Origin of the sequence: Amycolatopsis thailandensis, from assembly GCF_042723255.1 — a bacterium.
Lineage (GTDB): Bacteria > Actinomycetota > Actinomycetes > Mycobacteriales > Pseudonocardiaceae > Amycolatopsis > Amycolatopsis thailandensis.
The window spans coordinates 24609-45857 of the sequence record NZ_JBHXJK010000048.1 but is presented as its reverse complement, the minus strand read 5'-3'; the positions used below and the strand labels follow the sequence as shown (position 1 = coordinate 45857).

The 21249-nt window shown below is 69.0% G+C and carries 18 protein-coding genes and 2 tRNA genes; 10 read left to right on the top strand and 10 right to left on the bottom strand.

Going from position 1 to position 21249, the window contains the following annotated elements; genetic code table 11:
* Positions 1–157 precede the first annotated feature (157 nt).
* The 5 genes from ACFWMR_RS20610 to ACFWMR_RS20590 form a co-directional block, all read right to left on the bottom strand.
* Positions 158–2977, bottom strand: a complete 2820-nt coding sequence (locus ACFWMR_RS20610) for a PQQ-dependent sugar dehydrogenase (protein ID WP_378379501.1) — start codon at positions 2975–2977, stop codon at positions 158–160.
* Positions 2978–3063: 86 nt separating this feature from the next.
* Entirely contained in the window at positions 3064–5886 is a 2823-nt protein-coding gene (locus ACFWMR_RS20605) for a PQQ-dependent sugar dehydrogenase (RefSeq protein ID WP_378379500.1), read from the bottom strand.
* Between the two features lie 139 nt (positions 5887–6025).
* Positions 6026–6676 (bottom strand): L,D-transpeptidase, encoded by a 651-nt coding sequence (locus ACFWMR_RS20600; protein ID WP_378379499.1) that lies wholly within the window; start codon positions 6674–6676, stop codon positions 6026–6028.
* Between the two features lie 95 nt (positions 6677–6771).
* The gene (locus tag ACFWMR_RS20595; RefSeq protein ID WP_378276715.1) at positions 6772–7656 is read right to left on the bottom strand and encodes a serine/threonine-protein kinase; all 885 of its coding nucleotides are present in this window, start codon (positions 7654–7656) and stop codon (positions 6772–6774) included.
* Entirely contained in the window at positions 7656–9314 is a 1659-nt protein-coding gene (locus tag ACFWMR_RS20590) for an N-6 DNA methylase (RefSeq protein WP_378379498.1), read from the bottom strand. Before ACFWMR_RS20590 ends, ACFWMR_RS20595 begins: the two co-directional genes overlap by 1 nt.
* Positions 9315–9391: 77 nt before the next feature.
* Between ACFWMR_RS20590 and ACFWMR_RS20585 the strand changes: the two genes are divergently transcribed.
* From ACFWMR_RS20585 to ACFWMR_RS20560, 6 genes are all read left to right on the top strand, one after another.
* Positions 9392–10138 (top strand): PP2C family protein-serine/threonine phosphatase, encoded by a 747-nt coding sequence (locus ACFWMR_RS20585; protein WP_093938129.1) that lies wholly within the window; start codon positions 9392–9394, stop codon positions 10136–10138.
* Positions 10139–10210: 72 nt separating this feature from the next.
* Positions 10211–10295: transfer RNA gene (locus tag ACFWMR_RS20580), tRNA-Ser, on the top strand.
* 140 nt (positions 10296–10435) lie between these two features.
* Positions 10436–10696 carry a hypothetical protein gene (locus tag ACFWMR_RS20575; RefSeq protein ID WP_005167132.1) on the top strand — a complete coding sequence of 87 codons (261 nt, stop codon included), beginning with the start codon at positions 10436–10438 and terminating at the stop codon, positions 10694–10696.
* A gap of 3 nt (positions 10697–10699) precedes the next feature.
* On the top strand, positions 10700–10945 hold the full coding sequence (locus ACFWMR_RS20570) for a hypothetical protein (RefSeq protein ID WP_016337967.1): 246 nt from the start codon (positions 10700–10702) through the stop codon (positions 10943–10945).
* Between the two features lie 15 nt (positions 10946–10960).
* On the top strand, positions 10961–13702 hold the full coding sequence (locus tag ACFWMR_RS20565; protein ID WP_378379497.1) for an FtsK/SpoIIIE domain-containing protein: 2742 nt from the start codon (positions 10961–10963) through the stop codon (positions 13700–13702).
* Positions 13695–14066, top strand: a complete 372-nt coding sequence (locus tag ACFWMR_RS20560) for a hypothetical protein (protein ID WP_378276719.1) — start codon at positions 13695–13697, stop codon at positions 14064–14066. The genes ACFWMR_RS20565 and ACFWMR_RS20560 overlap by 8 nt, the downstream gene beginning before the upstream one ends.
* 74 nt (positions 14067–14140) lie before the next feature.
* Here the strand turns inward: ACFWMR_RS20560 and ACFWMR_RS20555 are convergent, their stop codons facing one another.
* Positions 14141–16576, bottom strand: a complete 2436-nt coding sequence (locus tag ACFWMR_RS20555) for an endonuclease/exonuclease/phosphatase family protein (RefSeq protein WP_378379496.1) — start codon at positions 16574–16576, stop codon at positions 14141–14143.
* Between the two features lie 215 nt (positions 16577–16791).
* Here ACFWMR_RS20555 and ACFWMR_RS20550 point away from each other — a divergent pair, with 215 nt between their 5' ends.
* Both ACFWMR_RS20550 and ACFWMR_RS20545 read left to right on the top strand, forming a co-directional pair.
* Complete coding sequence (locus ACFWMR_RS20550; protein ID WP_378379495.1) at positions 16792–18120, top strand: BNR-4 repeat-containing protein; 1329 nt, start codon at positions 16792–16794, stop codon at positions 18118–18120.
* Positions 18121–18244: 124 nt separating this feature from the next.
* The gene (locus ACFWMR_RS20545) at positions 18245–18415 is read left to right on the top strand and encodes a hypothetical protein (RefSeq protein ID WP_167406375.1); all 171 of its coding nucleotides are present in this window, start codon (positions 18245–18247) and stop codon (positions 18413–18415) included.
* A gap of 308 nt (positions 18416–18723) precedes the next feature.
* Here the strand turns inward: ACFWMR_RS20545 and ACFWMR_RS20540 are convergent, their stop codons facing one another.
* The gene (locus ACFWMR_RS20540) at positions 18724–19170 is read right to left on the bottom strand and encodes a limonene-1,2-epoxide hydrolase family protein (protein ID WP_208636096.1); all 447 of its coding nucleotides are present in this window, start codon (positions 19168–19170) and stop codon (positions 18724–18726) included.
* A 93-nt stretch (positions 19171–19263) separates the two neighbouring features.
* On the opposite strand from ACFWMR_RS20540, the gene ACFWMR_RS20535 reads away from it, so the two are divergent.
* Both ACFWMR_RS20535 and ACFWMR_RS20530 read left to right on the top strand, forming a co-directional pair.
* Entirely contained in the window at positions 19264–19815 is a 552-nt protein-coding gene (locus tag ACFWMR_RS20535) for a DUF305 domain-containing protein (RefSeq protein ID WP_378379494.1), read from the top strand.
* A gap of 42 nt (positions 19816–19857) precedes the next feature.
* Positions 19858–19945: transfer RNA gene (locus tag ACFWMR_RS20530), tRNA-Ser, on the top strand.
* A gap of 49 nt (positions 19946–19994) precedes the next feature.
* Here ACFWMR_RS20530 and ACFWMR_RS20525 read toward each other — a convergent pair.
* The 3 genes from ACFWMR_RS20525 to ACFWMR_RS20515 all read right to left on the bottom strand — a co-directional run bounded on the left by ACFWMR_RS20525 (position 19995) and on the right by ACFWMR_RS20515 (position 21245).
* Entirely contained in the window at positions 19995–20201 is a 207-nt protein-coding gene (locus tag ACFWMR_RS20525) for a CsbD family protein (RefSeq protein WP_093938135.1), read from the bottom strand.
* Positions 20202–20286: 85 nt separating this feature from the next.
* Positions 20287–20739: a nucleoside deaminase gene (locus tag ACFWMR_RS20520; protein ID WP_378379515.1), complete on the bottom strand. Its 453-nt coding sequence runs from the start codon at positions 20737–20739 to the stop codon at positions 20287–20289.
* Between the two features lie 23 nt (positions 20740–20762).
* A complete protein-coding gene (locus ACFWMR_RS20515) occupies positions 20763–21245 on the bottom strand; it encodes a tRNA adenosine deaminase-associated protein (RefSeq protein WP_005167143.1) in 483 nt (160 codons plus the stop codon).
* Positions 21246–21249 lie beyond the last annotated feature (4 nt).

The following is a 21249-nucleotide window of genomic DNA, read 5'->3' as shown; positions in this document are numbered from 1 at the left end:
GCAGCGTTCCTGGGCCGGCCCACCGAGATCCGGCCTTGACTGTCCACAAGGGACATAAGTTCCAGCTGGGTACTTTCCACTCACTCGAAGAGGGAAAGACCCCTTCGACCTTGCTCCTCGTCGCCAAGCAAGTCCGAACCAGCGGCGCGGCCACCGGCTACCAGCGGCGGTCCGTCACCGCCCCGCTGGAGGCGTTCCAGAACACGTACCCGCCCTCGAAGTTGTTCTGCCGTCCGCCGCTGACGGAGAACTCGTCGCTCGTCGGGTACCGCAGGTACGACCGCTCCCAGCCGAGCTCCTCCCAACGCCGCCGGATGGCGCCGTAAACGGCGTGCGCGTCGGTCTGCATCGACCAATAGATCGACCCGGACTTCGTGAAGTGGTTGAACCGGCCGACCCCGTCCGAGGTGGACGTCTCATCCGTCGTCGGATAGCCGAGCGGCCCCTTCTCCCAGTCCAGCGCTTCCCACCGGACGCGGATACGGCCCCAGATCGCGTGCGCGTCCGTCTGCGTCGTCCAGTAGATCGACGCGTTCTTGCTGAAGTGGTTGAACCGGCCGATCCCGTCCGGCGTCGGGAGTTCGTCCGTCGCCGGGTAGCCGAGTTCACCGGCTTCCGCGCCCAGGGCCTTCCACTTCACCCGGATCCGGCCGAACACCGGATGCGCGCCCGTGTTCACCGTGTAGTAGATCGACGATTGCATCTTGCCGGGCCACAACGGGAAGTCGTTGTAGCGGCCGGTGGTGTCCGGCGTGGTCAGCTCGTCGGTCGCGGGCGGGCCGAACTCCTTGTGGCCGCCCAGGGCGAGGTACTTCTTGAGGATCTCACCCTCGATCTGCTTGACGCCCGTCTCCTTCGACCAGTACAGCCGCCCGCGCTCGTAGGTGCGGAAGCGGACCGTGCCGTCGACGGCCTCGGGCGCGGTCGGCGCGCCGAGTCGTTGTGCCAGCGCGGGTTCGTCGCGGTAGCGCTTGTCGATCGGGGTGAGGTAGGTCGCCGAGATCGTCTGGTCGGCCGTGCCCATGGTGATCTCGGTCAGCCGTGTGGTGGCTCCGTTGGACCAGCCGGTGAAGGTCGACGAACCGTCCGAAGCGACGTCCGCCGCCTGGATCTCCACCTTCGCGCCCTCGACCACCATCGCCGAAGCGGCCCCGCCTTCCGGCGTGATGCCGAGTGCGGCGGCGACATTGCTGGTCAGCGTCAGCCGGTGTTCCTTCGGCTTCGCGACGTACGTCTTCGAGACCGTGACACCGGCGCTGTCGGTCGCCGACGCGGTGAATTCCAGCTTGGAGTCCGTGTGGTCGGTGAACGGCATCGCGAACTCGGGGCCGCTGCCCCCGTGATCCGGATGCGCGTGGCAGACCGCGTTCTCCGGGCAGTGCCGGACCAGGGTGGACCAGGTGACCGGCAGCGCACCGTCCTCGGCGTCGGTGACGGTCGCGCCGAGGACCACCTGCTCACCGACCGCGAACAGCCGGCCGCCGGGGTCGGTCATGGTCAGCTTCGGCGAGTGGTTCCCGGGCGCCACGGCGATTTCCGTGGTCCCGGAAGCCTGCAAGCCGTCCGTCACCGTCAGCTTGGCGGTGAACTTCCCGGTGCCCGCCGCGTAGGTGTGGCCGGCCCTCGCCCCGGTGCCGGTGGTGCCGTCGCCGAAGTCCCACCGGTAGGTCAGCGGGTCGTTGTCGAAATCGTAGGAACCGCTGCCGTCGAAGGAGACCGTGCGGGTTTCGGGGTCCGTCTCGGACGTGGCCACCGCGACCGGCGCCTTGTTCCCGGTGGTGTAGCTGAGCCTGCGCAGCAGACCGCTGTAGATGTCGGCGTAGACGATGTCGCCGTTGGCCGCGGCCAGGAACTTGACCGGACCGCCGATCCCGGTGAACACCGGCGGTGTCTCCGGCAGGCGGACGACCCGGCCCTGCGCGTCGTACTTGGCCGTCCACAGTTTTTGAGTGGCGTAGTCGCCGAAGAAGTACGCTCCCCGGTATTCCTCCGGGTAAGACCCTCCATTGTAGACGATCCCGGCGGTGACGCTGTTGCCGTTGTCCGGGCCCTGGCCGTGGCGGATCGCCAGCATCGGCGGGGTGTTCACGGCCGAAGCGCATTGCGGCATCGCGGAGTAACCGTCGGTGGGCTGGTCGCCCTCGAAACACGGCCAGCCGTGGTTCGCGCCCTTCTGGACGAAGTCGATCTCTTCCCAGGTGCCCCAGCCGACGTCGCCTGCCACGGGGAGACCGGTACCGGGGTCGAGACCGAACCGGAACGGGCTGCGGAAGCCGCTCGCGAACACCTTGGAGCGCACGGAGTTCGGGTTTCCCGCGACGTAGTAGGGATTGTCCGGCACGCCGGCGCCGTCGGCGGTGACGTGGAAGATCTTGCCGTAGATCTTGTCGAGGTCGTACGCGTTGAGCGCGAACGGGTCCGCCGCGCCCTGGAAGCGCGCGCTGTCGCCGATCGAGACCCACACCGTGCCGTCGGGGGCGGCCACGACGCCGGTGATGCCGTGGACGTCGGTGTTCGCGGGCCCTTCGACGAGCACCTTCTCCCCGGTCAGCCCGGTCGGCTCGGCGGCGCCGGACACCGTCCAGCGCGAGGCGCGCAGCGAGACGCCGCCGGGGACGTCGAGCGCGCGAGCGGTGTAGATCGCGCGGGAGGTGGCGTAGTCGGGCGCGATCGCGATCCCGACCAGTCCCAGGTCAGCGGCATTGTGGACGGCCAGGCTCGCGATCTTCCGCGACTGGCCGGTGGTGGACACCCAGGTGACGTTGCCCTGCTTCCCGGTGGTCAGCATCGAGCCGTCGGGCAGGTAGGCGAAGTCGGTCAGGTCGTACGGCGCCTGCCCGCTCGGCTGGTCTCGCAGGACGAAGCCGGGCGGCAGGACGGGTGCCGCGGCCGCCGCCGTGGCCGTCAGCGGGACCAGCGAGGTCACCACCAGCAGCGTCACGAGGGCGTGACAGAGCGCGCGAAATCTCGAAGACATGCAGGAGCCCCTTCCCCGGTCGAACATCCCATCGACGGGCTCCACGTGGACATTTCACACCTTCGGGTGGCTTTATGGAACTGTTATCACCACCGCCGGTCGATCACCTGCCCGGTGTTCCGGTTCCAGGTGACGTAGCCGTTCTGGAAGCTGTTCTGCCGCCCGATGGCGATGGTGAACTCGTCCGTCGTCGGATACCGCAGGTACGACCGCTCCCAGCCGAGCGCGGCCCAGCGCTGCCGGATCGCCCCGTAGATCGCGTGCGAGTCGGTGGCCGGTGTCCAGTAGATCGAGCTCGCCTTCGTGAAATGGTTGTAGCGGCCGACGCCGTCCGGGGTGGCTGTCTCGTCCGTCGTGGGGTAGCCGAGCGGGCCCTTCTCCCAGTCCAGCGCCTCCCACCGGACACGGATCCGGCCCCAGATCGCGTGCGCGTCGGTCTGCACCGTGTAGTAGATCGACGAAGCCTTGCTGAAGTGGTTGAACAGGCCGATCCCGTCGGGCGTCGGGAGTTCGTCCGTCGTCGGATAGCCGAGCGGACCCTTCTCCCAGTCCAGCGCCTCCCACTTGACCCGGATCCGACCCTGCACCGGATGCGCGCCGGTCGACGGCGTCCAGTAGATCGAGGACCGCTGGGTGCCCGGCCAGTCCGGGAAGTGGTTGAACCGGCCGACGCGGTCCGGGGTGGCGGTCTCGTCCGTCGCCGGTGGGCCGAACTTCCGGTGCCCGCCCAGCGCGAGGTACTTCTTGAGGATCTCGCCTTCCATCTGCTTCACACCGGTCTCGGCGCTCCAGTAGAGCCTGCCGCCCGCATACGGCCGGTAGCGCACGGTCCCGTCGGTGACCTCCGGCCCGGCCGGCGCGCCGAGTCGTTGCCGTAGCGCGGGTTCCGCCTGGTAGCGCCGGTCGATCGGGGTGAGGTAGGTCGCGGTCATGGTCAGGTCACGCGCCGGGACGGTGACGGGCACCGTGCGCGAGGTCCGCCCGTCGGACCAGCTCACGAACGTCGAAACGCCATCGGCGGCGACCTGCTCCGCGACGATCTCGAACGTCGCGCCTTCGGTCACCATCGCGGTGTTGACCCCGCCTTCCGCCGGGATGCTCAGCGCGGCGGGCACGGTGGAGGTCAACGTCAGCCGGTGCTCACGCGGCAGAGCGACATAGGTCCTGCTCGACGTCACCCCGGCGCTGTCGGTCACCGAAGCGGTGATCTCGACCCGCGAGTCCTGATGATCGGTGAAGGGCAAGGAAAAGACCGGGCCGCCGCCCGGCGAACCGGGATGCGCGTGACAGGTCGCTTCTTCCGGGCAATGCCGGATCAGCGTGGTCCACCCGACCGGTAACACCCCGTCCTCGGTGTCGATCGCCGTCGCGCCGACGACGACCGGCTCCCCGACCGCGAAGGTCCGCGCGCCGGGATCCGTCATGATCAAGTCCGGCGAACGGTTTCCCGGCACCACAACCACTTCGGTGCCGTCAGTGGCGCCGAGCCGGTCCGTGACGGTCAGCCGCGCCGTCGCCCTCGTGACCCCGGCACCGTAGGCGTGGGTCACCCGGACGCCGTCCTGACTCGTGCCGTCGCCGAAATCCCAGTGATAGGTCAAGGGGTCGCCGTCGAAGTCGTAGGAACCGGAGCCGTCGAAGGTCACCGTCCTCGTCGAGGGATCGGTGCTCGACGTCGCCACCGCGACCGGTTCCGCGTTCGTCCCCGGATAGCTGAGCCGCCGCAGGTTCCCGGAGATGATGTCGGCGTAGACGATGTCACCATTGGCCGCGGCCGCGAATTCGACCGGCCCCCCGATCCCGGTGAACTTCGGCGGTCGTTGCGGCGCCTGGACGAGCCTGCCTTGACTGTCGTACGTCATCGTCCAGATCTTCTGCGTGGCGTAGTCGCCGAAGAAGAACGCGCCGTGATATTCGTCCGGATAGGACGATCCACTGTAGACGATCCCGGCGGTGACGCTGTTTCCTTCGTCCACACCGGAGCCGTGGTGGTAGGTGGTGACCGGCGGGGTGTTGACGACGCCCGCGCAGCCGGCGAGGCCGGAATACCCCGGAGTGGGGACGTTTCCTTCCCAGCAAGGCCAGGCGTGGTTCGCGCCCGGCCGCACGACGTTCACCTCTTCCCAGGTGTTCCAGCCGACGTCGCCGACCACCGGCAGGCCGAGCCGCGGGTCGAGGGAGAACCGGAACGGGCTGCGATAGCCACTGGCGAAGACCTTGGAGCGGTTCGAATCCGGGGCCGAGGCGGAATAATAGGGATTGCCGGGGACTCCGGCGCCGTCCGGGGTGACGCGCAGGATCTTGCCGTAGAGCTGATCGAGGTCGAGCGCGCGCAACGCGCCCGGATCCATCCTGGTGAAGTCGGCGGCGTCGCCGATGGAGATCCACAACGTCCCGTCGGGCCCCGCGACGAGTCCGGTGATGCCGTGGACGTCGTAGAACCCGGGAAGGTCGACAAGCACGCGTTCGTTCGCGAGACCGGTGGGGACGTCCGTGCCGGTCACCGTCCAGCGCGCCACCCGCATGGTGAACGCGCCGCCGCTCGTGTCGAACGACCGCGCGAGGTAGATCTGGCGCGAGGTGGCGAAATCCGGGGCGACGGCGAGGCCGATCAGGCCGAGGTCCCCGCTGCCGTGGACGGGAAGGGTCGCGAGCGTCCGCGCCTGGCCGGTGCCGGGCACCCAGGCGACCTTGCCGCTCTTCCCGATGCTGAGCACCGAACCGTCCGGCAGGTAAGCGAAATCGGTCAGGTCGAACGCGGCCTGACCGCTCGGCTGGTCACGAAGGACGAAGCCGGACGGCAGAGTGGGCGCCCCGGTCGCTTCCGGAGCGCCCACCCATCCCGGGAGAAGCAGGATCGAGACCGACAGTGCGACGAAGAGACGAGTGAGTGCCCGGCTTCCGGTCATCGGCGCTTCCCCATTTCCGGCGTGTCCTTGGCACGTCGCCGGGACCGGGGAAGTCATTGCCGCCGGAAGCTTTCATTTATCTCAAAGCAACCGAACCGCAATCATTCTCACGCTGCGCAGCCGAGCGGATACCTGCAGGTCAGGCCACGACCTGGACCACGTCGCCGCTCTGCAACGTCGTGAAGTACTTCTGCGAAGCCGCCGCCGACAGGTGGATGCAGCCGTGCGAGTACACCGAAAGGCTGCCGGTGTGGAAGGCGATCCCCGGCAGGAAGAACACCGAGTTCGGCATCGGCGCGTCGAAGGCCTTCGAGTGGTAGTTCTTGACCTTGTTCGAAACGTGGAAGACACCGGTCGGCGTCGCGTGCCCCTTTTTGCCGGGCAGCTGCTTGACCGGGCCGTAGATGACCTTGCCGTCTTGCAGCAGCCACGTCTTCAGCGCGGAGAGGTCGACGCAGGCGCTCACGCCCGGCGAGGCCAGCGCGGCCTTGCACGGCACGTCGGCGGCGTTCGCGGCGGGCTTGACCTCGGGTTTCGGGGTGGGCTTGGGCTTCGGTTTCGAAGACGTCGGCTTCGGGGTGGAGCTGCTGCTGCTCGGCGGCCGGGACGACGTGGTCGGAGCCGCGGAGGACGTTGTCGGCACGGGCGCGGACGTGGTCGTGGCCCCGCCCGCCGGGTCGCCCTGCGCGACGGCTCCGCCACCAGGCGTGCTTCCGCCGGAGTTGCCCGAACACGCTGTCAGCACCAGCGCCGTGGTCAGTGCCGTCACCACCACCGAGAACTTCTTCACAACCCTTACCCCCGATTCGTCCGTGATCCGTCCGACATGGGTAAAGACGGAGGTCACGGGTCCGGGGTTGTTGATCGGAAGGTCACGATCACGTCTCAGGGCACGCGGCCGACGACCCGCGCGTACATCCGGCCCGGATTGGCGCCTTCGTCCAGATATCCGGGCAGCGGCGGCAGATCACGCGCGAACACGGCCAGCCGCCCGAACAGTTCGTCCGCGTCGGCGGGACGCCGGTCCGGATCCTTCTCCAGCAGATCCGCGAGGAGCACGTTCAGTCCGTCCGGGACACCGTCCACTTCGGCCGGACTGTCCTTGACCTGCTTCTCGAACACCGCGTACGCCGTCGGACCGGTGAACAGCTGCCTGCCGGTGAGCATCTCGTGCAGGACACAGCCCAGCGCGTACAGATCGCTGCGCGGCCCGGCGATCCCGCGCTGGATCTGCTCGGGCGCCATGTACGCGGGGGTGCCCAGGATCTGCCCGGCGCGGGTGAACTGGGCGACGTCGGTCTCGCGCAGCATCGCGAGCCCGAAGTCGAGCACCTTCACGCTGCCGTCGGGACACAGCATCAGGTTGGTGGGCTTGAGATCGCGGTGGCAGATGGACAGCGCGTGCGCGGCGGACAGCACCGCGCAGGCCTGCGCCGCGATCGCGGCCGCCCACGGCACCGGCAGCGGCCCGTGTTCGGCGGCGAGATCGGCGACGGTCACGCCCTCGATGAATTGCATGACCTGGTACAACCGCTCGTCGTAGGTGCCGAAGTCGTACAACGTCGGCGCGCCCGCGTGTTCCAGGGTGGCGAGGATCCGCGCCTCGCGGATGAACCGCTGTTCGAGTTCGGTGTCCGGACCGCCGGGAAGCCCGAGGAACTTCACCGCGACGCGGCGGCCGAGATGCCGGTCGTGGCCCGCGTAGACCGCGCCCATCCCACCCCGGCCGAGCGGCAGCTCGTCGAGTTCGTAGCGATCCGCGATCAGCACTAGTTCTCCGGGATGAGCTGTCCTTCAGTGAGCCCTGTCAAGCCTAGCCTCACCAGCTCCAGGCCCGATTCCGCCGCCTCGCGGAGGGCGTCCTCGAAGGCCGCGAGGCGAGTGAGCGCCTCCCCGTGGGCACGCTGCGCTTCGATCGGCAGCCGCGGGATCCGGGTGCGCTTGAGATCGATCCTGGTCGAGGTGGTCGGCGCGAGCTGCCCGGCCGCGCGCAGGCAGCCGGCGAGGAACGCGGCGTCCAGCCGTTCGGGATCGGTGCGGTACTTCGACATCGTCGGCTCCGCCGCGAACGGTGCTCCATTGTGGACATACGCGGGCACGGCGGGCGACGCGAGGACGTCCCCCGCTTCCACCGAGTCCGGCACCGTGAGGACACCGGACTTCAGCAGCTCGCCGATCGTGGTGAACGAAGGCTTCTCGCCGGACACCGCCAGCGGCGGCAGTTCCGGCCGGATCTTCTCGAACCGCCGCCGGACTTCGAGAAAGGCCTCGCCCGCGTGCTCGTCCCGCGCCTGATACCGGGCGGGGGAAAGGTCGATCTCCTCGTCGAGCAGGTCGATGATCCGGACCGCGCCCGGCACCTCGGCGCCACGCAGATGGTCCCGCCACTGTTCCTCCACAGTGGACGGATCGGCCAGCAGGAGCAACCGGGACGGCGGCCGCTCCCCGGGTTCCGGCCGCCGCAGCAACCAGAGATCCGCGCCGCCGACCGTCACCACCGCGCGCAAAGCCCCGGCCCGCAACAGGTTCCCGCGGATCCGCCGCCCGGTCCGGCGGCCGGCGGCGGCGGGCGGCATGCGGATCGCGACCAGTCCGCCGGGTTTCACGTGCGCGAGACAGTGCTGCACCCAGGCCAGTTCCGGTTCGCCGCGCGGCGGCTGGCCGTACTCCCAGCGCGGGTCGCCGACGAGCTCGTCGTAACCCCATTCCCGTTCGTTGAACGGCGGATCGCAGACGACGGCGTCCGCGAGAAGCCCTTCGTAGGAGTCCATCGACAGGGCGTGTGCGCCGTACATCTCCATGTCCGCCCCGGCGAGCAGCAGCCGGTGCGCGGCGATGCACGAGGTCGCCGGGTCGTCGACCTGGCCGAGCAGCCGGGTGCCGCCGGAGGCGAGCAGCAGCGTCCCGAGCCCGCACGCGGGATCGAGGACGACACCGGGATCGGGACCGATGAGCCGGGACATCAGCGCGGCCACCGGTTCCGCGGTGACGGAAAGCTGACGGGAGTGCGCCTCGACGTAGCGATCGCAGAGGAACTCCAGAGCCTCGCGCGCGCCCTGTTCCCCGGCGAAGCGGTCCAGCAGTTCGAGCAGCTCGGCGTCGTCGTACCGGGGCGAGAACGTCCACTCCTGGACGCCTCGCCGCGAAAGGAAGGCGGCCACCCGGCCGACCCGGTCGGCCAGCGACAGGTCGTCGCCGAGGTTCCGCAGCCGCTGCCAGACCCGGTCCCCGAGCGATATTTCGACCGGTTTCCCGCGCTCACGCAGCCAGTTTTCGACGGCGACCAGGGAAAAGAGGGGGCTCGACGCCGTCCCGCCGACGGGTGGCGGAAAATCTCCGTACCGTCGACGCCAGTTGCTCACGGCGGCGCGGCCGACGCGGGCGAACCGCGCGATGTCCGCCGCGCCGACGGTGGCTTGCTCCTCCATCACGGCATCGTAACCGACAGCCGACCATTCCAGCCCTGTGTTTGTGAACTCAGTACACAACTGCTTTACTGGGATCCATGAGGTACACCCTTCGGTACGCCGCCGGCTCGGACATCGGGCAGCGTCGCCAGGTCAACCAGGACTCGGTCTACGCCAGCGCGAGGATGCTGGCGGTCGCCGACGGCATCGGCGGCCAGCCGCACGGCGAGGTCGCCAGCGCCGAGGCGGTGGGCGTCCTGTCCCGGCTCGACTCGGATCTCGGCGGGTTCGACCTCGCGGACGTCGACCTGTTCGAGGTGCTGAACGGTGGCCTGCGCGCCATCGACGACCGACTGGCCGCGACGGCCGAGGAGCAGCCCGAGACGCGGGGCATGGGCACCACCCTGACAGCCCTGCTGTTCGACGGCGCGCAGTTCACGGCCGTCCACATCGGCGACTCCAAGGGGTACCTCCTGCGCGACGGGACGCTTCAGCGCTTCACCCGTGACCACACCCTCGCTCAGGCCCTCGCCGACGACGGGCGCATCGACCCGTCGGAGGTCGAGGGACACCCCCGCGGCTCCCTGTTGATGAAGGCGCTGCTGAGCACCGGAAGCGGCGAAGCGGACATCTGGACCTTCGAGGCGGCCCCCGGGGACCGTCTTCTCCTGTGCTCGGACGGGTTAACGGCAACGGTTGTCGAAACCGTTATCAAGGACGTCCTCGGCGCCTTCCAAGATCCCGCCGAGACCGTCCCGAGGCTGATCGATCTGGCCAACGAGGGCGGCGGACCGGACAACATCACCTGCGTCGTCGCCGACGTCCTGCCTCCCGCGCGCGCCTGACGGCTTGCAGCCGGAAAGCCAGGTCAGACCCGCCTTCGAAGGGGCGAAAGGGCATCCGGTAAAGTTCCCCACGGAGGATTGGCCGAGCGGCCTAAGGCGCACGCTTGGAAAGCGTGTTGGGTTCACGCCCTCGCAGGTTCGAATCCTGTATCCTCCGCCCTCGGCAAGGCCCCGGACGTTCCGACGTCCGGGGCCTTGTTGATTACTTCGCAGGACCTTCACTTAACAGAGTCAGATGATCACGCTAAGTTTAGGTGTGGTCGTTCCAGCCCCCGACGTCCCAAGGAGTCCGCCAAAATGGCCGGAGTCGAAGAGATCCGCGCTGGTATCGCGCTCGCGAACGAGAAGGCATCCGCGAGCATCGCCGCTCTTCAGCAGGCAGCGCAGTCTCTCGAAGAAGCCCAGCTTTCCCTGTCGCAGGCCACTCAGGGCAGCACCCAGCACGAGGTGAGCCAGGCACACGGGCTTCTCGCCGAAGCCCTCCAGGGCATCACCGGGATGCAGAGCACCATCCAGGCCGGCATCTCGTCGGCCGAGTCGTACTCGACCCGCCTCTAGAACATGTACCTCGAAGAACTGCACCAGCTGCTGACGGCCGTCCAGACCGGGCTCGCCGACGGACGCGCCCACGCCGAGCGGGCCAGAAGCCTGCTCGAAGAGTCCCGGCGCGCCATCGTGGAACCGCAGGCCCAAGCCGTGCCCTGGGTGCCGCCGCAGCTGGCACAGGCCGACGAGGGAATGGAAAACCTCCTGACGCGCCTCTCCGCCGCTGACGACCTGGTCAGCGGCTACCAATCCCGCCTCTGAGATCGGCGAGCCGGTATGGGCAGCAAAGCGAGTGAACAGCGCAATCGCGTCGCCACGGCGCTGGAGCGGGTCCGCCACCAGATCGGGCTCGTCCTCGGCGCCGCCGCCGGCGCCCGCCAAGCCGCCGAAGCGGAACTGGCCAAACTGGAACTCGAACAGCGCATAGTCCGGGTGGGGATGAACAACTCCACCTCGGAGCAGTACGCCGAATGGTCGCGGCATCCCGCCGCGAACGAGGTGTTCGGCCAGCTCCGCAGCACCCGCGGCCAGTTCTATTCGGACTGGGAAGCGGGCCCGAACGCGCTGCGCGAGCTCGTCGCGCGCAACGCTCCGGGTCCCGCCGGCCAGCAGCCGGGCAACTGGCTCGGCCGGGTCGGCGGCGACCCCGGCATCACCGCGCCGGGGCTGTGGCGCATCGGGTCGGCGACAGTGCCGGGCCAGGACGTCCAGCGCACGTTCGACGTCGCGACGCCCCTGCTCGACGAGTCGCATCTGTCCATCAAGTCGGCGCCGAAGACGCGGGCGACCGTCGACGGCATCGTGCAGAACCTGCTGATGCGGATCCTGAGCACGTTCGAGCCCGGCGCGGTGCGCGTCCATCTGTGGGACGTCGGGCAGCTGACCGCGATCCTGCCCGACCTCTATCCGCTGAGCCGCACGAGCGCGCTCACCCTGTACGACCCGGGGCGGCTCGAAGACCTCCTCGACGAACTGGCCGGGCACATCCGCCGCATCCACGCGACCGGGATGCAGGCGGGGCACACGTCGCTGAGGGAGATCCGGCAGGCGACCGGTCAGCGCGTCGAACCGTTCCGCGTCGCGGTGCTCTACGGCAACGGGGAGACCCTCGAACCGGAACGGGCCCGCGAGCTGAAACGGGTCGCCACCGGCGCGCTGGCGGCCGGGATCTGCCTGATCCTGATCGACGTGCCCACCATGCTGTCGACGTCGGTCGAATCGCTGAGCCTGCACGACGACAGGCACGCCGTCAGCAGCATGACCGGTCCGGACCTGATCGTCGACCTCGATCCGCCGATGCCGTCCGGACAGGTCACCCGGGCCGCCGGGCGGATCGCCGAGGCGCTGATCGCCAAACAGGGCGGGCCCCGCGCGTTCGCCGACCTCCTGCCCACCGAACTGGGCAAGGAGAGCTCGGCGCGGGAGCTGCGGGCGCCGGTCGGGTTCTTCGAGGGCGAGGCGGTGGAGGTCGTCATCGGCGACGCCAGCCCGCACGTGCTCATCGGCGGGCCGAGCGGTTCGGGCAAGACGAACTTCCTGTACTCGCTGCTCGGCAGCTTCGCGGCGCGGTACTCGCCGGACGAGCTCGCGCTGTACCTGCTGGACTTCAAGGAAGGCGTGTCGTTCGCGGGCCTCGCGCCGGGGCGCCGGGACTCCAGCTGGCTGCCGCACGCCAAGCTCATCGGGGTCAACGTCAACACCGACCGCGAGTTCGGCCTGGCGCTGCTGCGGTACCTCGCCGACGAGCTGCGGCGCCGGTCCGCCGCGGCGAAACTGCACGAGGTCACCAACCTCGCGGACCTGCGCGAACAGGATCCCGGCGGGCACTGGCCGCGGATCGTCGCGGTGATCGACGAATTCCAGTACCTGTTCGCCGGGCGCGACGGCGTCACGTCGACGGCGACGCAGCTGCTGGAGGACATCGCGCGGCGAGGCCGGTCTCAGGGCATCCACCTGGTGCTGGCGAGCCAGGACGTCGCCGGGATCGAGGCGTTCTGGGGCAAGCCCGCGGTGTTCGAGCAGTGCACGTTGCGGATCGCGATGCCGAAGGCGCGGCGCGTGCTGTCCGAGACCAACAACGCGGCCGTCTCGGCACCGAAGTGGCACGCGGTGATCAACCACGATTCCGGGGTGGCGCACGGGAACCAGCTGGCCCATGTGCCGGACGCGAGCAGCAAGGACGTCTTCAACAAGCTGCAGCACCGATTGTGGGAGCGGTACTCGGAGTCGTTCAAGCGGCCACGGCTGTTCGACGGCGCGCATTCCCCGGTGCTGGAACAGTTCCCGGCGTTCACCGACCTGAAGCTGACGAGTAAGCCTCGCGCGCTGCTCGGTCAGTCCATCGACGTCGACGAGGCCGCCTGCGGGGTCGACCTGCCGAAGGCGCCGGGCCGGAACATCGCCGTGCTCGGCGCGGCCACGGCGGAGGCACTGTCCATCATGGACTCGGCCGCGCGGTCTCTGGCGAAACAGCACGCTGAAGGGGCCGTGGAGTTCGTGCTGTCGTGCCCCATCGAGGCGTCGATCCCGGCGGTGCAGGAACTGGCCGAGCGACTGCGGGCGGAGGGACACCACGCGGAACTGGTCGACGATTTGCCGGGCCGGGTAATCGATATCGCGGAGAAGCTGTCCTCTTTGGACAGAGCGCATGTGCTGCTGCTGTACGGCGTCGACGCTTCGATCCCCGCGCTGGAGGCCAAGGCGCCCGGACAACTCAAGAGCGGTTTGGATCAGCTGCGCGTGCTGCTGAAGCAGGGGCCGGCGCACGGCGTCCACACCGTCGGCTGGTGGCGCAGCATCGCGCGACTGAAGGACACGCTCGGTTTCGCGGGCACCGACGACATCGGGAGCTGGGCGGCCTTGGACGTCCAGGGCAACGAACTTTCGCCGTTCGCCGCCGGGCAGGTCGTGCACTGGTCACCGCGGCCTGGCCGCGCGCTGTTCTTCGACCGCACGACCCACGGCGCCCCCGAGGTGATCATCCCGTTCCAGCGTCCGGAAGGGCTTCTCGATGGATGACGGCATCACCGCGGCCATGCGGTACAAGGAGATCGTCGGCCTCGCGCGCGCCTCGGCGGAAAACCTGCGGAGCTGGGAGGTCGCGCGCGCGGACGAACTGGAGGCCCGGCTCGCCGAGGCGCACCAGTCCGTCGCGGACGCGGCCGAGCGTGAGCAGCGCGCCGTCGACAGGGCTTCCCGCTGGTGGAAGATGGCTCAGCACAACGTCGAAGGCCTCACCTGGCTGCCGGAGGACGAAGAACCGCAGCCGGTGCCGACAGCGCGGGCCGGGTACCTGGAGAAGTACCTGGAAGAGGTCAAGCCGAGCTACCAGGAGCTCGTGCAGGCCGTCCTCGCCCTGGGATGGCGCGCGAAACGCTCCTAACCCTGATGCATTTCGTCCTCTGGATGCGGTACTTGCGCGTGCAACTACCGCATCCAGAGGACTAATCGCGGGGGTTACGGCTTCGGCAGGTACGGGCCGAGCACCTTCTCCAGGTAGTCCGCCAGGTCGTAGAACGCGTCCTGGACCGGGTTGCCCGCGCTCGGCCGGAACCGCAGCAGCTGCGGGTCGTGGTCACTCGCCTGCTTCGCGAACTCGGCGTTCAGGTGGACGACGTCGTAGTCGACCCCGCGCGGCGCCTTCGACGCCAGGATGTGGTCCAGCACCTGCGACTGGCCCTCGAAAACGTAGCTGTACCGCTCGTTCTCGGGCAGCGACGCGATGAGGTCCTTCAGCGCGCCACCGGCGGTCAGCGTCTTCACGGCGGGCGAGAACGGGTAGTCGTTCAGGTCACCGGCGACGACGATGTTCGCGTTCTTGTCCGACGCGAGCAGCTTGTCGATGAAGCCGCGCAGCACGGTCGCCTGCTTGGCCCGCTGCACCTCGGAACTCCGGACCGGCGGCTGGTTGCGGCCGTGGGTCGGCTGGTCGCCGCCCTTGGAGTTGAAGTGGTTCGCGACGACGAACACGGTGCGGCCCTGGAAGACGAACTCGCCGACCAGCGGCTTCCGGCTGGCCTCCCACGCCTCGTTCAGCGGGTCGACCCGGCCGGGTGAGACGGTCAGGTGGGTCTTGCCGCGTTCCTTGACCACGTCGACCGGAGTGGTCGCGTCGCCGCCCTTGCGGTCCACAAAGGATACTCGGGCCGGGTTGAACAGGAAGCCGACGCGGATGTTGCCGCCCGGCTGGCCGCCGTCCTTGCCGTTCTCCGGGTCGATCTGACGCCACTCGTAGCGCGGGCCACCGGCGGCGACGATCGCGTCGGTGAACTTCCGCAGCGTCTGGTCCGCGGCGACGGTGCCGTCGTTCGTCGGGCCGTTGTTGTCCTGGATCTCTTCCAGGTTAAGGATGTCCGGCTTCGCCAGGTTGGTGGCGATGGCCTTCGCCAGCTCGCCGAACTTCTCGTCACTGTCCAAAGCGGACAGGTTCTCGACGTTGTAGGTGGCGACGGAAAGCTCACCGCTGCGCTGCGCGCGGGTGCTCTCGCGCTGCAGGCCGTTGTCCTTGGCGGCGCCCAGCTTCGTCGCGAACAGCGTGTAGCCGCCGAAGTTGCTGTACTCGACCGGGCCGGAGGTCTCGCCGGTGAGCACGTCGCCGGTGTTGACCTTCGGGAACGGCTGCTCGGCGAACGGGATCAGCGACGCGACCTTGAGCACGCCGGTGTTGAGCCGGTCGTAGTCCAGGTACACCGCGCCGCCGCGGACACTCGGGTTCTGCTTCGGCTTGGTGGTCACATAGAGCTCGTTGAACGACGACGTCGGGCCGACGACGCGCGCGTCGGAGACGCTGACCAGCTCGCTTTCGTGCGACTCCCAGAAGTCCAGCGAGTACTTCGCGGGCTCCAGCGGCAGCGGCTCGATGCTGCCGCCCGGCGCGGGGGCGACGGCGTCCGGGACCGAGTCCGGCGTGACGACGGTCGCGGCGGGCAGCGCGTTCCCGCTCGAATCGACCGTCCACTGCGCACTCGTCAGCTCGGTGAGCGACTGGTACGGCGAGGTCGCGGGCGCGTCCGGGTAGAACTCGCGGACGGTGCCGGTGGCGGTCACCGCGTCGCCGACGGCCACGGCGGGCGTGGTCGAGCCGGTGAAGACGAACAGGCCCTCGCTGGTGCGCGGGTCGGCGTCGGGAGCGGTGTCGGTGATCCAGAACCCGCGGGCCGAGCCGAAGCTCCGGATCGCGGTCACGACGCCGGTGACCCCGGCGACCTTCCGGTCCTTGAACGGCGAGATCCGGGTGGTGCCCTGGATGTCGTGGATCTTGGCGTTCACCGCGGGCGGGCCGGTCTCGCCCGGCGTCTCGCCCTTGCCGTTCGTCGGCGTGGGCGCGCCGGAGGTGAAGTCGGCGGCGTTGTCGTCGGTGTCCGCGAGCGCCGTCCCCCTGGCGACGGACGCGGTGTTGGACGGCGCGGGCGCCGCGCTCCCCTCCCGGATGACGGCGGCCGGGCCGAAGCCGACCAGGTCCTTGATCCGGGTGTCGGCGGCGCAGTCGGCGGCGGTCTTGCAGTTCAGCGCCGTGGTGCCCTGGACGAGCGCGATGGTGCCGGCGGTCGCGGACAGGGCCAGCGAACCGGTGGCGTCCGGTGCCGGGAGCGCGACGGTGCCACCCGCGCCCTTCGCCTGCGCGATGAGGTACCGCGCGCCCGGCGCGACACTGCCGGTCAGCGGCGTGACCTGCCAGCTGTTCCCCGACGCGGGCGCGTACTGGACGCTGAAGCCGTCGAGGCTCACGGCGGCCGCCCCGCGGTTGGCGAGTTCGACGAAGTCGTTGGTCAGCGTCGCGCCCGAGTTCCCGCCACCGCCGTAGACCTCGGCGATCACGGCGTCGGCGCTGGGCGCGGCGAGCGCGGCCGGAGCGGCCGTGCCGCTCACGACCAGCCCGGAGGCGACGGCCACGGTCAGGGCCCTTCTCCGGGCAGCACGTCGGGATGTGGTCACGCTGAGTCCCCTCTTCGCAAGATCGGTCGAGGAATACTCCCCCGAACAAGTGAAATGAGGAAGACGACAAGACAACGATTCGTCACCGCTAGCCCGTTCGGCCGCTGGTTCCGCCGTGTTCTCCCGTGAGACGATCAAGATCCGCCGCCTGCGAAGCACCAGGAGGCGTCTTCATGCGCGGACTTCTTTGCGCGCTCGTCATGGCAGGTCTCGTGATCCCGGTTCCCCAGGCGGCCGCCAAGCCGCCCGAAAAGGCCGCTTTCGAGGTGATGACCCCGGCGAGCGCGGTCGCGTCCCGTACCGACCGGCGGCCGAACGCGGGCGGGATCTTCGACCCGGTGGCGCGCAAGACCTTCATCTCGTGGTCCGGCAAGGCCGCGGACACCTACGTCCAGGCCTACGACCACCGGACCGGCGCCTGGACAGCGCCGAAGAAGATCGCCGGCGGCGAGTCCGATCCGCACAACTACCCGACGATGCTGCTGGCGGGAGACGGTCACCTGCTGATCTTCCGCGGCATGCACAACACGCGGACCGTGATCAGCCGCGCGCCGCTGGCCCATTCCCTCGACGGCACCTGGACCGACACCGAGGTCCCCGAAGGCGACTCGGCGAGCTACCCGATGCCGGTCAAGACCGCCGACGGCACGCTGTTCATGTTCTACCGCGAGACCACGAACGAACTCGATCCTTCAGCCGCGCCCGACTTCCGTCCGATGAAGTACATCGTCTCCCGCGACAACGGGAGGACGTGGAAGAACTCCGTGCAGCTGACCGGGAAGCGGTGGGCGTTCGGCTCGCTGGGCCGGGCCGACCACATGGACGAGATCTACGTCGGGCAGCTGCGCTACCTGCCGTCGTCAGGGCGGATCCAGTTCGTCTACACGCTCGCGGGCGGCGGACCGGAGCAGCACAAGCACGACGTCTACCACCGCAACGTCTACTACCTGTCGTTCGACGTCCGCACGCTGCGCTTCTTCTCCGCCGCCGGGCGCGACCTCGGCACGCAGGTCGACGACGCCGAGCAGGAGCGGTACCTCAAGGTCGTCGAAACCCCGCTCGAACTCCCCGGCGGGCTCAAGTCGCCGGACTACATCCTGCAGACCGGCACCCAGCGCGACGGCAAGCCGTTCGTCACCTGGTTCCAGTTCGACGCCGCCGGCTCGCCGCGCGATTTCGCGGGCGCGTGGAACGGCCGGAACTGGGAAGTGCGCGAAGTCGCGAACGGGCTCCGAATGCGCGAGATCGAACAACTCAATGGCGGCACTTGGCGCGTTTACGGAACGCGGGACGGACAGCCGGGCATCGAGACGTTCCTGCTCGAGAACGGGCGCGTCTGGAAGCCGGAAACCTTGATCACCACACCGAAACCGGTCCAGCGCGTCGAAGTGATCGCCGGTTTCCGGGACCCCGCCCGGATTCTGGCGACCGGCGCGTCCAGTGCGCGTGACGTCTCCGTGGCCGACGGTGACATTTATGTCGCGGGAGCGCCACGCAAATAGCCCATTGGTGTTCCCCTGCCTTAAATGAACCTCAAGTCCGGGTTCAACCAGGCATTTCCGGAGTTACCTTTGGCGACGTGAGCGAGGACACAATCCTCCCTCACGTCGCCGGAGGAGGTGTCCGATGGGCTGGCTCATCGCTGGTACGGCACTGGTTCTGCTGCTGGGTATCGCGCTGGCCGTCGACCTGCGCGATCGCGGGCGCGGCAGGCGTCCGGTGGCCCACTTCGGCGGCGCGCGGCTCGACGCCGTGCTGCGGGAAGCCGATCTGCGCGAACGGCATCTGACTTCCTGACGCTCACCGGGGAGGGTGAGCGGGGGGAACTGGGGGCGCACCGCCGGTGCACGGGACCCGTCGGGGGAGGACGGAGCCCGTACACCGGCGGTGTGTCATTTCCGCCCGGCCCCACTCGCGTGATCAGACCCGGAACTCGCGTGCTTGAAGCCGTAACTCACGTGATCAGAGCCGTAACTCGCGTGTTTGGAGCCGTAACTCACGAGATCCGTCTCCAAGCACGCGAGTCACGTGCCCAAGCACGCGAGTCACGGCTCCGAGCACGTGAGTCACGTGTCCGAACACGCGAGGCCCGCGCCACCGCCGCGTCAGCGCTCCAGTTCCTGCCGTGACTTGACCTTCCCGATGAGCGACTTCGCCCCGGCGACCGCCGCCTTGCCCGCGCCCTTCGCGCTCGCGGCCAGGAACGTCGTCCAGTCGAAGTAGTCGCGCCACAGCACGATCCGGCCGTCGCGCACTTCGAAAGTGCCGCACACCCAGAACTCCGCCTCCCACGCACCACGGCGGAGGACGTCGGTGCGCTCGGTGAGCACGATCGGGCCGTCGGCGGCGATGTGGTGGGTGCGCGCCTCGAACCCGCTGCCGTAGCGGGCCATCGTGCGCAACTGCTTCTCCACCGCCGAAAGGCCGCGGGCCGCGGGAAGCGGGACGTTCTGATAGACGATGTCGATCGCCACGAAGCTCAGCGCGCTGTCGATGTCGAGCTCTTCGAGGGCCTGAAGGAAACCGGTCACCACTGTCTTCGGATCCGTCATGCCGACCAAGGCTAATCCGGTTTTGAACCGCCGGAAGGTCACAGCCGTATCACAGAACGGAGGGGCCGGTTTCCCCTGACTACGGAGGTATCGATGCGACGGCGACTGCCGATGGCACTGTTCGCGCTGGTCGTCTGGGTGCTCGCGGGCTGCTCGACGGCCACGGGCGCGGCACCGGCGGCGAGCACTCCCGGCGCCAACCAGGCCGACGTGACCTTCTCCCAGCAGATGGTCCCGCACCACCAGCAGTCGATCCAGGTGGCGAACCTGGCTTCGGAACGGTCGGCTTCCGAATACGTGAAAGCCACCGCGGCCAAGATCGTCAAGGCCGAGTCGGCCGAGGTCCAGACGATGACCGGCTGGCTGCAAGCGTGGAACGCCGCCGTGCTCCCCGCGGCGGGGCACGCGGGCCACGCGATGCCGGGGATGATCACCGAGGGACAGGTCGCCTCGCTGCAGAACCTGACCGGCGCGGAGTTCGACAAGACGTGGCTCCCGCTGATGGCCGAACACCTGCGCAACGGCGTCACGATGGCCAAGACCGTGCTGTCTTCGGGCGAGCACGCCGAGACCAAGGCGCTGGCACAGGAGATCGTGGAGAACCAGACGGCGGCGATCGACGAGATCACCGCGCAGCTTCCTTGACCCCCTGAAGGCCCCGAAAGGCCGTCCGCTATTGTTCTCGGCGGTGGCGTGTCCGAGCGGCCGAAGGAGCACGACTCGAAATCGTGTGACGGCTAATAACCGTCCGTGGGTTCAAATCCCACCGCCACCGCAAGCGAAGGGCCCGGTCTCCACGGAGACCGGGCCCTTCCGCGTGAGGGCTACTTGTTGAACTTGTCCTTGAGGTCCTGCACGCCGCCTTCCGCACGGTCGCGCAGGTCGTGCCCGGTCTCCTTGACCTGACCTTCGGTCTGGTCCGCCCGGCCGGAGTTCGCGAGGTCCTGATTGCCGGTCTTCTCGCCGAGCTTCTCCTTGGCGGCGCCGATGGCCTGCTCGGCCTTGTCCTTCGCCTTGTCGAAAACGCTCATGGCGGGTGTTCCTCCTTCGACCGCGGCCACCGTTTGCGGCCGCTTGTCCAGAGGGTTACCCGGGAAACCGGGGCCGACACATCTGTCACCCGGTGCGGTTACCCCGCTGCCCGTGGAAGAAGTCTTCGAGCAGGGCCGCGCATTCGGGCTCGAGCACGCCGCCGACGACTTCCGCGCGATGACCGATCCGCCGGTCGCGGACGACGTCCCACAGCGATCCCACGGCCCCCGTCTTGGGCTCCCAGGCGCCGAAGACGAGCTTCGCGACCCGGGCCATCACGAGCGCGCCGGCGCACATCGTGCACGGCTCCAGCGTGACGGCGAGCGTGCAGCCTTCGAGCCGCCAGCCGTCACCGTAGATCTCGGACGCGGCGCGCAGCGCGAGGATCTCCGCGTGCGCCGTCGGGTCGCCGAGTTCTTCGCGGGCGTTGCGCGCGGAGGCCAGCGGGGTCCCGTCGGGTGACAGGACGACGGCCCCGATCGGCACGTCGTCGCCCGCACCTCGCGCCGCGGCGATCGCCGCCCGGACGGCGGCGATGTCGGCGGCGGAGGCGGCGGGGCTCAGATCTCGTCCAGGATCTTGGCGAACTCGGCGGCGAACCCGCACCGCTGCGCGACCATCTGGAGTTGTTCGTCCGGGTACAGCTCGACCTCGCCGACGATCACCTGGAGTTCGGCCCCCGGCAGTCCGAGATCGGACAGGATCTCCAGATCGCCTTCCGGCCAGACCGCGTCGTCGTCCTCGTCCGGAGGGTCGACTCTCAGCACGTCGAGCACGTCGGCGGCGATGTCGTAGTCGAGCGCCGCCGCGGCGTCGGACAGCAGCAGCGACGGCCCTCTGGGACTCGGCCGGACGATCACGAAGAACTCGTCGTCGATCGCCAGCAGGCCGAACGCGGCACCGGTCGAACGCAGTTTTCCCAGCTCGGTGATCGCAGCGTCGAGCTCGGCGAGTGCCCCTTGATCCAGGGAACTGCACCGCCACCGACCGTCCTCCCGCACCACGGCCACCGCGAACCCCGTGATCGGCTCTTGCACCGCCATGCGC

What these genes read in the sequence shown, in the direction of transcription:
- ACFWMR_RS20610 (WP_378379501.1), bottom strand. Translation starts at nt 2,977, where the DNA reads ATGTCTTCGAGATTTCGCGCGCTCTGTCACGCCCTCGTGACGCTGCTG.
- ACFWMR_RS20605 (WP_378379500.1), bottom strand. Translation starts at nt 5,886, where the DNA reads ATGACCGGAAGCCGGGCACTCACTCGTCTCTTCGTCGCACTGTCGGTC.
- ACFWMR_RS20590 (WP_378379498.1), bottom strand. Translation starts at nt 9,314, where the DNA reads ATGGAGGAGCAAGCCACCGTCGGCGCGGCGGACATCGCGCGGTTCGCC.
- ACFWMR_RS20585 (WP_093938129.1), top strand. Translation starts at nt 9,392, where the DNA reads ATGAGGTACACCCTTCGGTACGCCGCCGGCTCGGACATCGGGCAGCGT.
- ACFWMR_RS20575 (WP_005167132.1), top strand. Translation starts at nt 10,436, where the DNA reads ATGGCCGGAGTCGAAGAGATCCGCGCTGGTATCGCGCTCGCGAACGAG.
- ACFWMR_RS20570 (WP_016337967.1), top strand. Translation starts at nt 10,700, where the DNA reads ATGTACCTCGAAGAACTGCACCAGCTGCTGACGGCCGTCCAGACCGGG.
- ACFWMR_RS20565 (WP_378379497.1), top strand. Translation starts at nt 10,961, where the DNA reads ATGGGCAGCAAAGCGAGTGAACAGCGCAATCGCGTCGCCACGGCGCTG.
- ACFWMR_RS20560 (WP_378276719.1), top strand. Translation starts at nt 13,695, where the DNA reads ATGGATGACGGCATCACCGCGGCCATGCGGTACAAGGAGATCGTCGGC.
- ACFWMR_RS20550 (WP_378379495.1), top strand. Translation starts at nt 16,792, where the DNA reads ATGCGCGGACTTCTTTGCGCGCTCGTCATGGCAGGTCTCGTGATCCCG.
- ACFWMR_RS20545 (WP_167406375.1), top strand. Translation starts at nt 18,245, where the DNA reads ATGGGCTGGCTCATCGCTGGTACGGCACTGGTTCTGCTGCTGGGTATC.
- ACFWMR_RS20540 (WP_208636096.1), bottom strand. Translation starts at nt 19,170, where the DNA reads ATGACGGATCCGAAGACAGTGGTGACCGGTTTCCTTCAGGCCCTCGAA.
- ACFWMR_RS20535 (WP_378379494.1), top strand. Translation starts at nt 19,264, where the DNA reads ATGCGACGGCGACTGCCGATGGCACTGTTCGCGCTGGTCGTCTGGGTG.
- ACFWMR_RS20525 (WP_093938135.1), bottom strand. Translation starts at nt 20,201, where the DNA reads ATGAGCGTTTTCGACAAGGCGAAGGACAAGGCCGAGCAGGCCATCGGC.
- ACFWMR_RS20515 (WP_005167143.1), bottom strand. Translation starts at nt 21,245, where the DNA reads ATGGCGGTGCAAGAGCCGATCACGGGGTTCGCGGTGGCCGTGGTGCGG.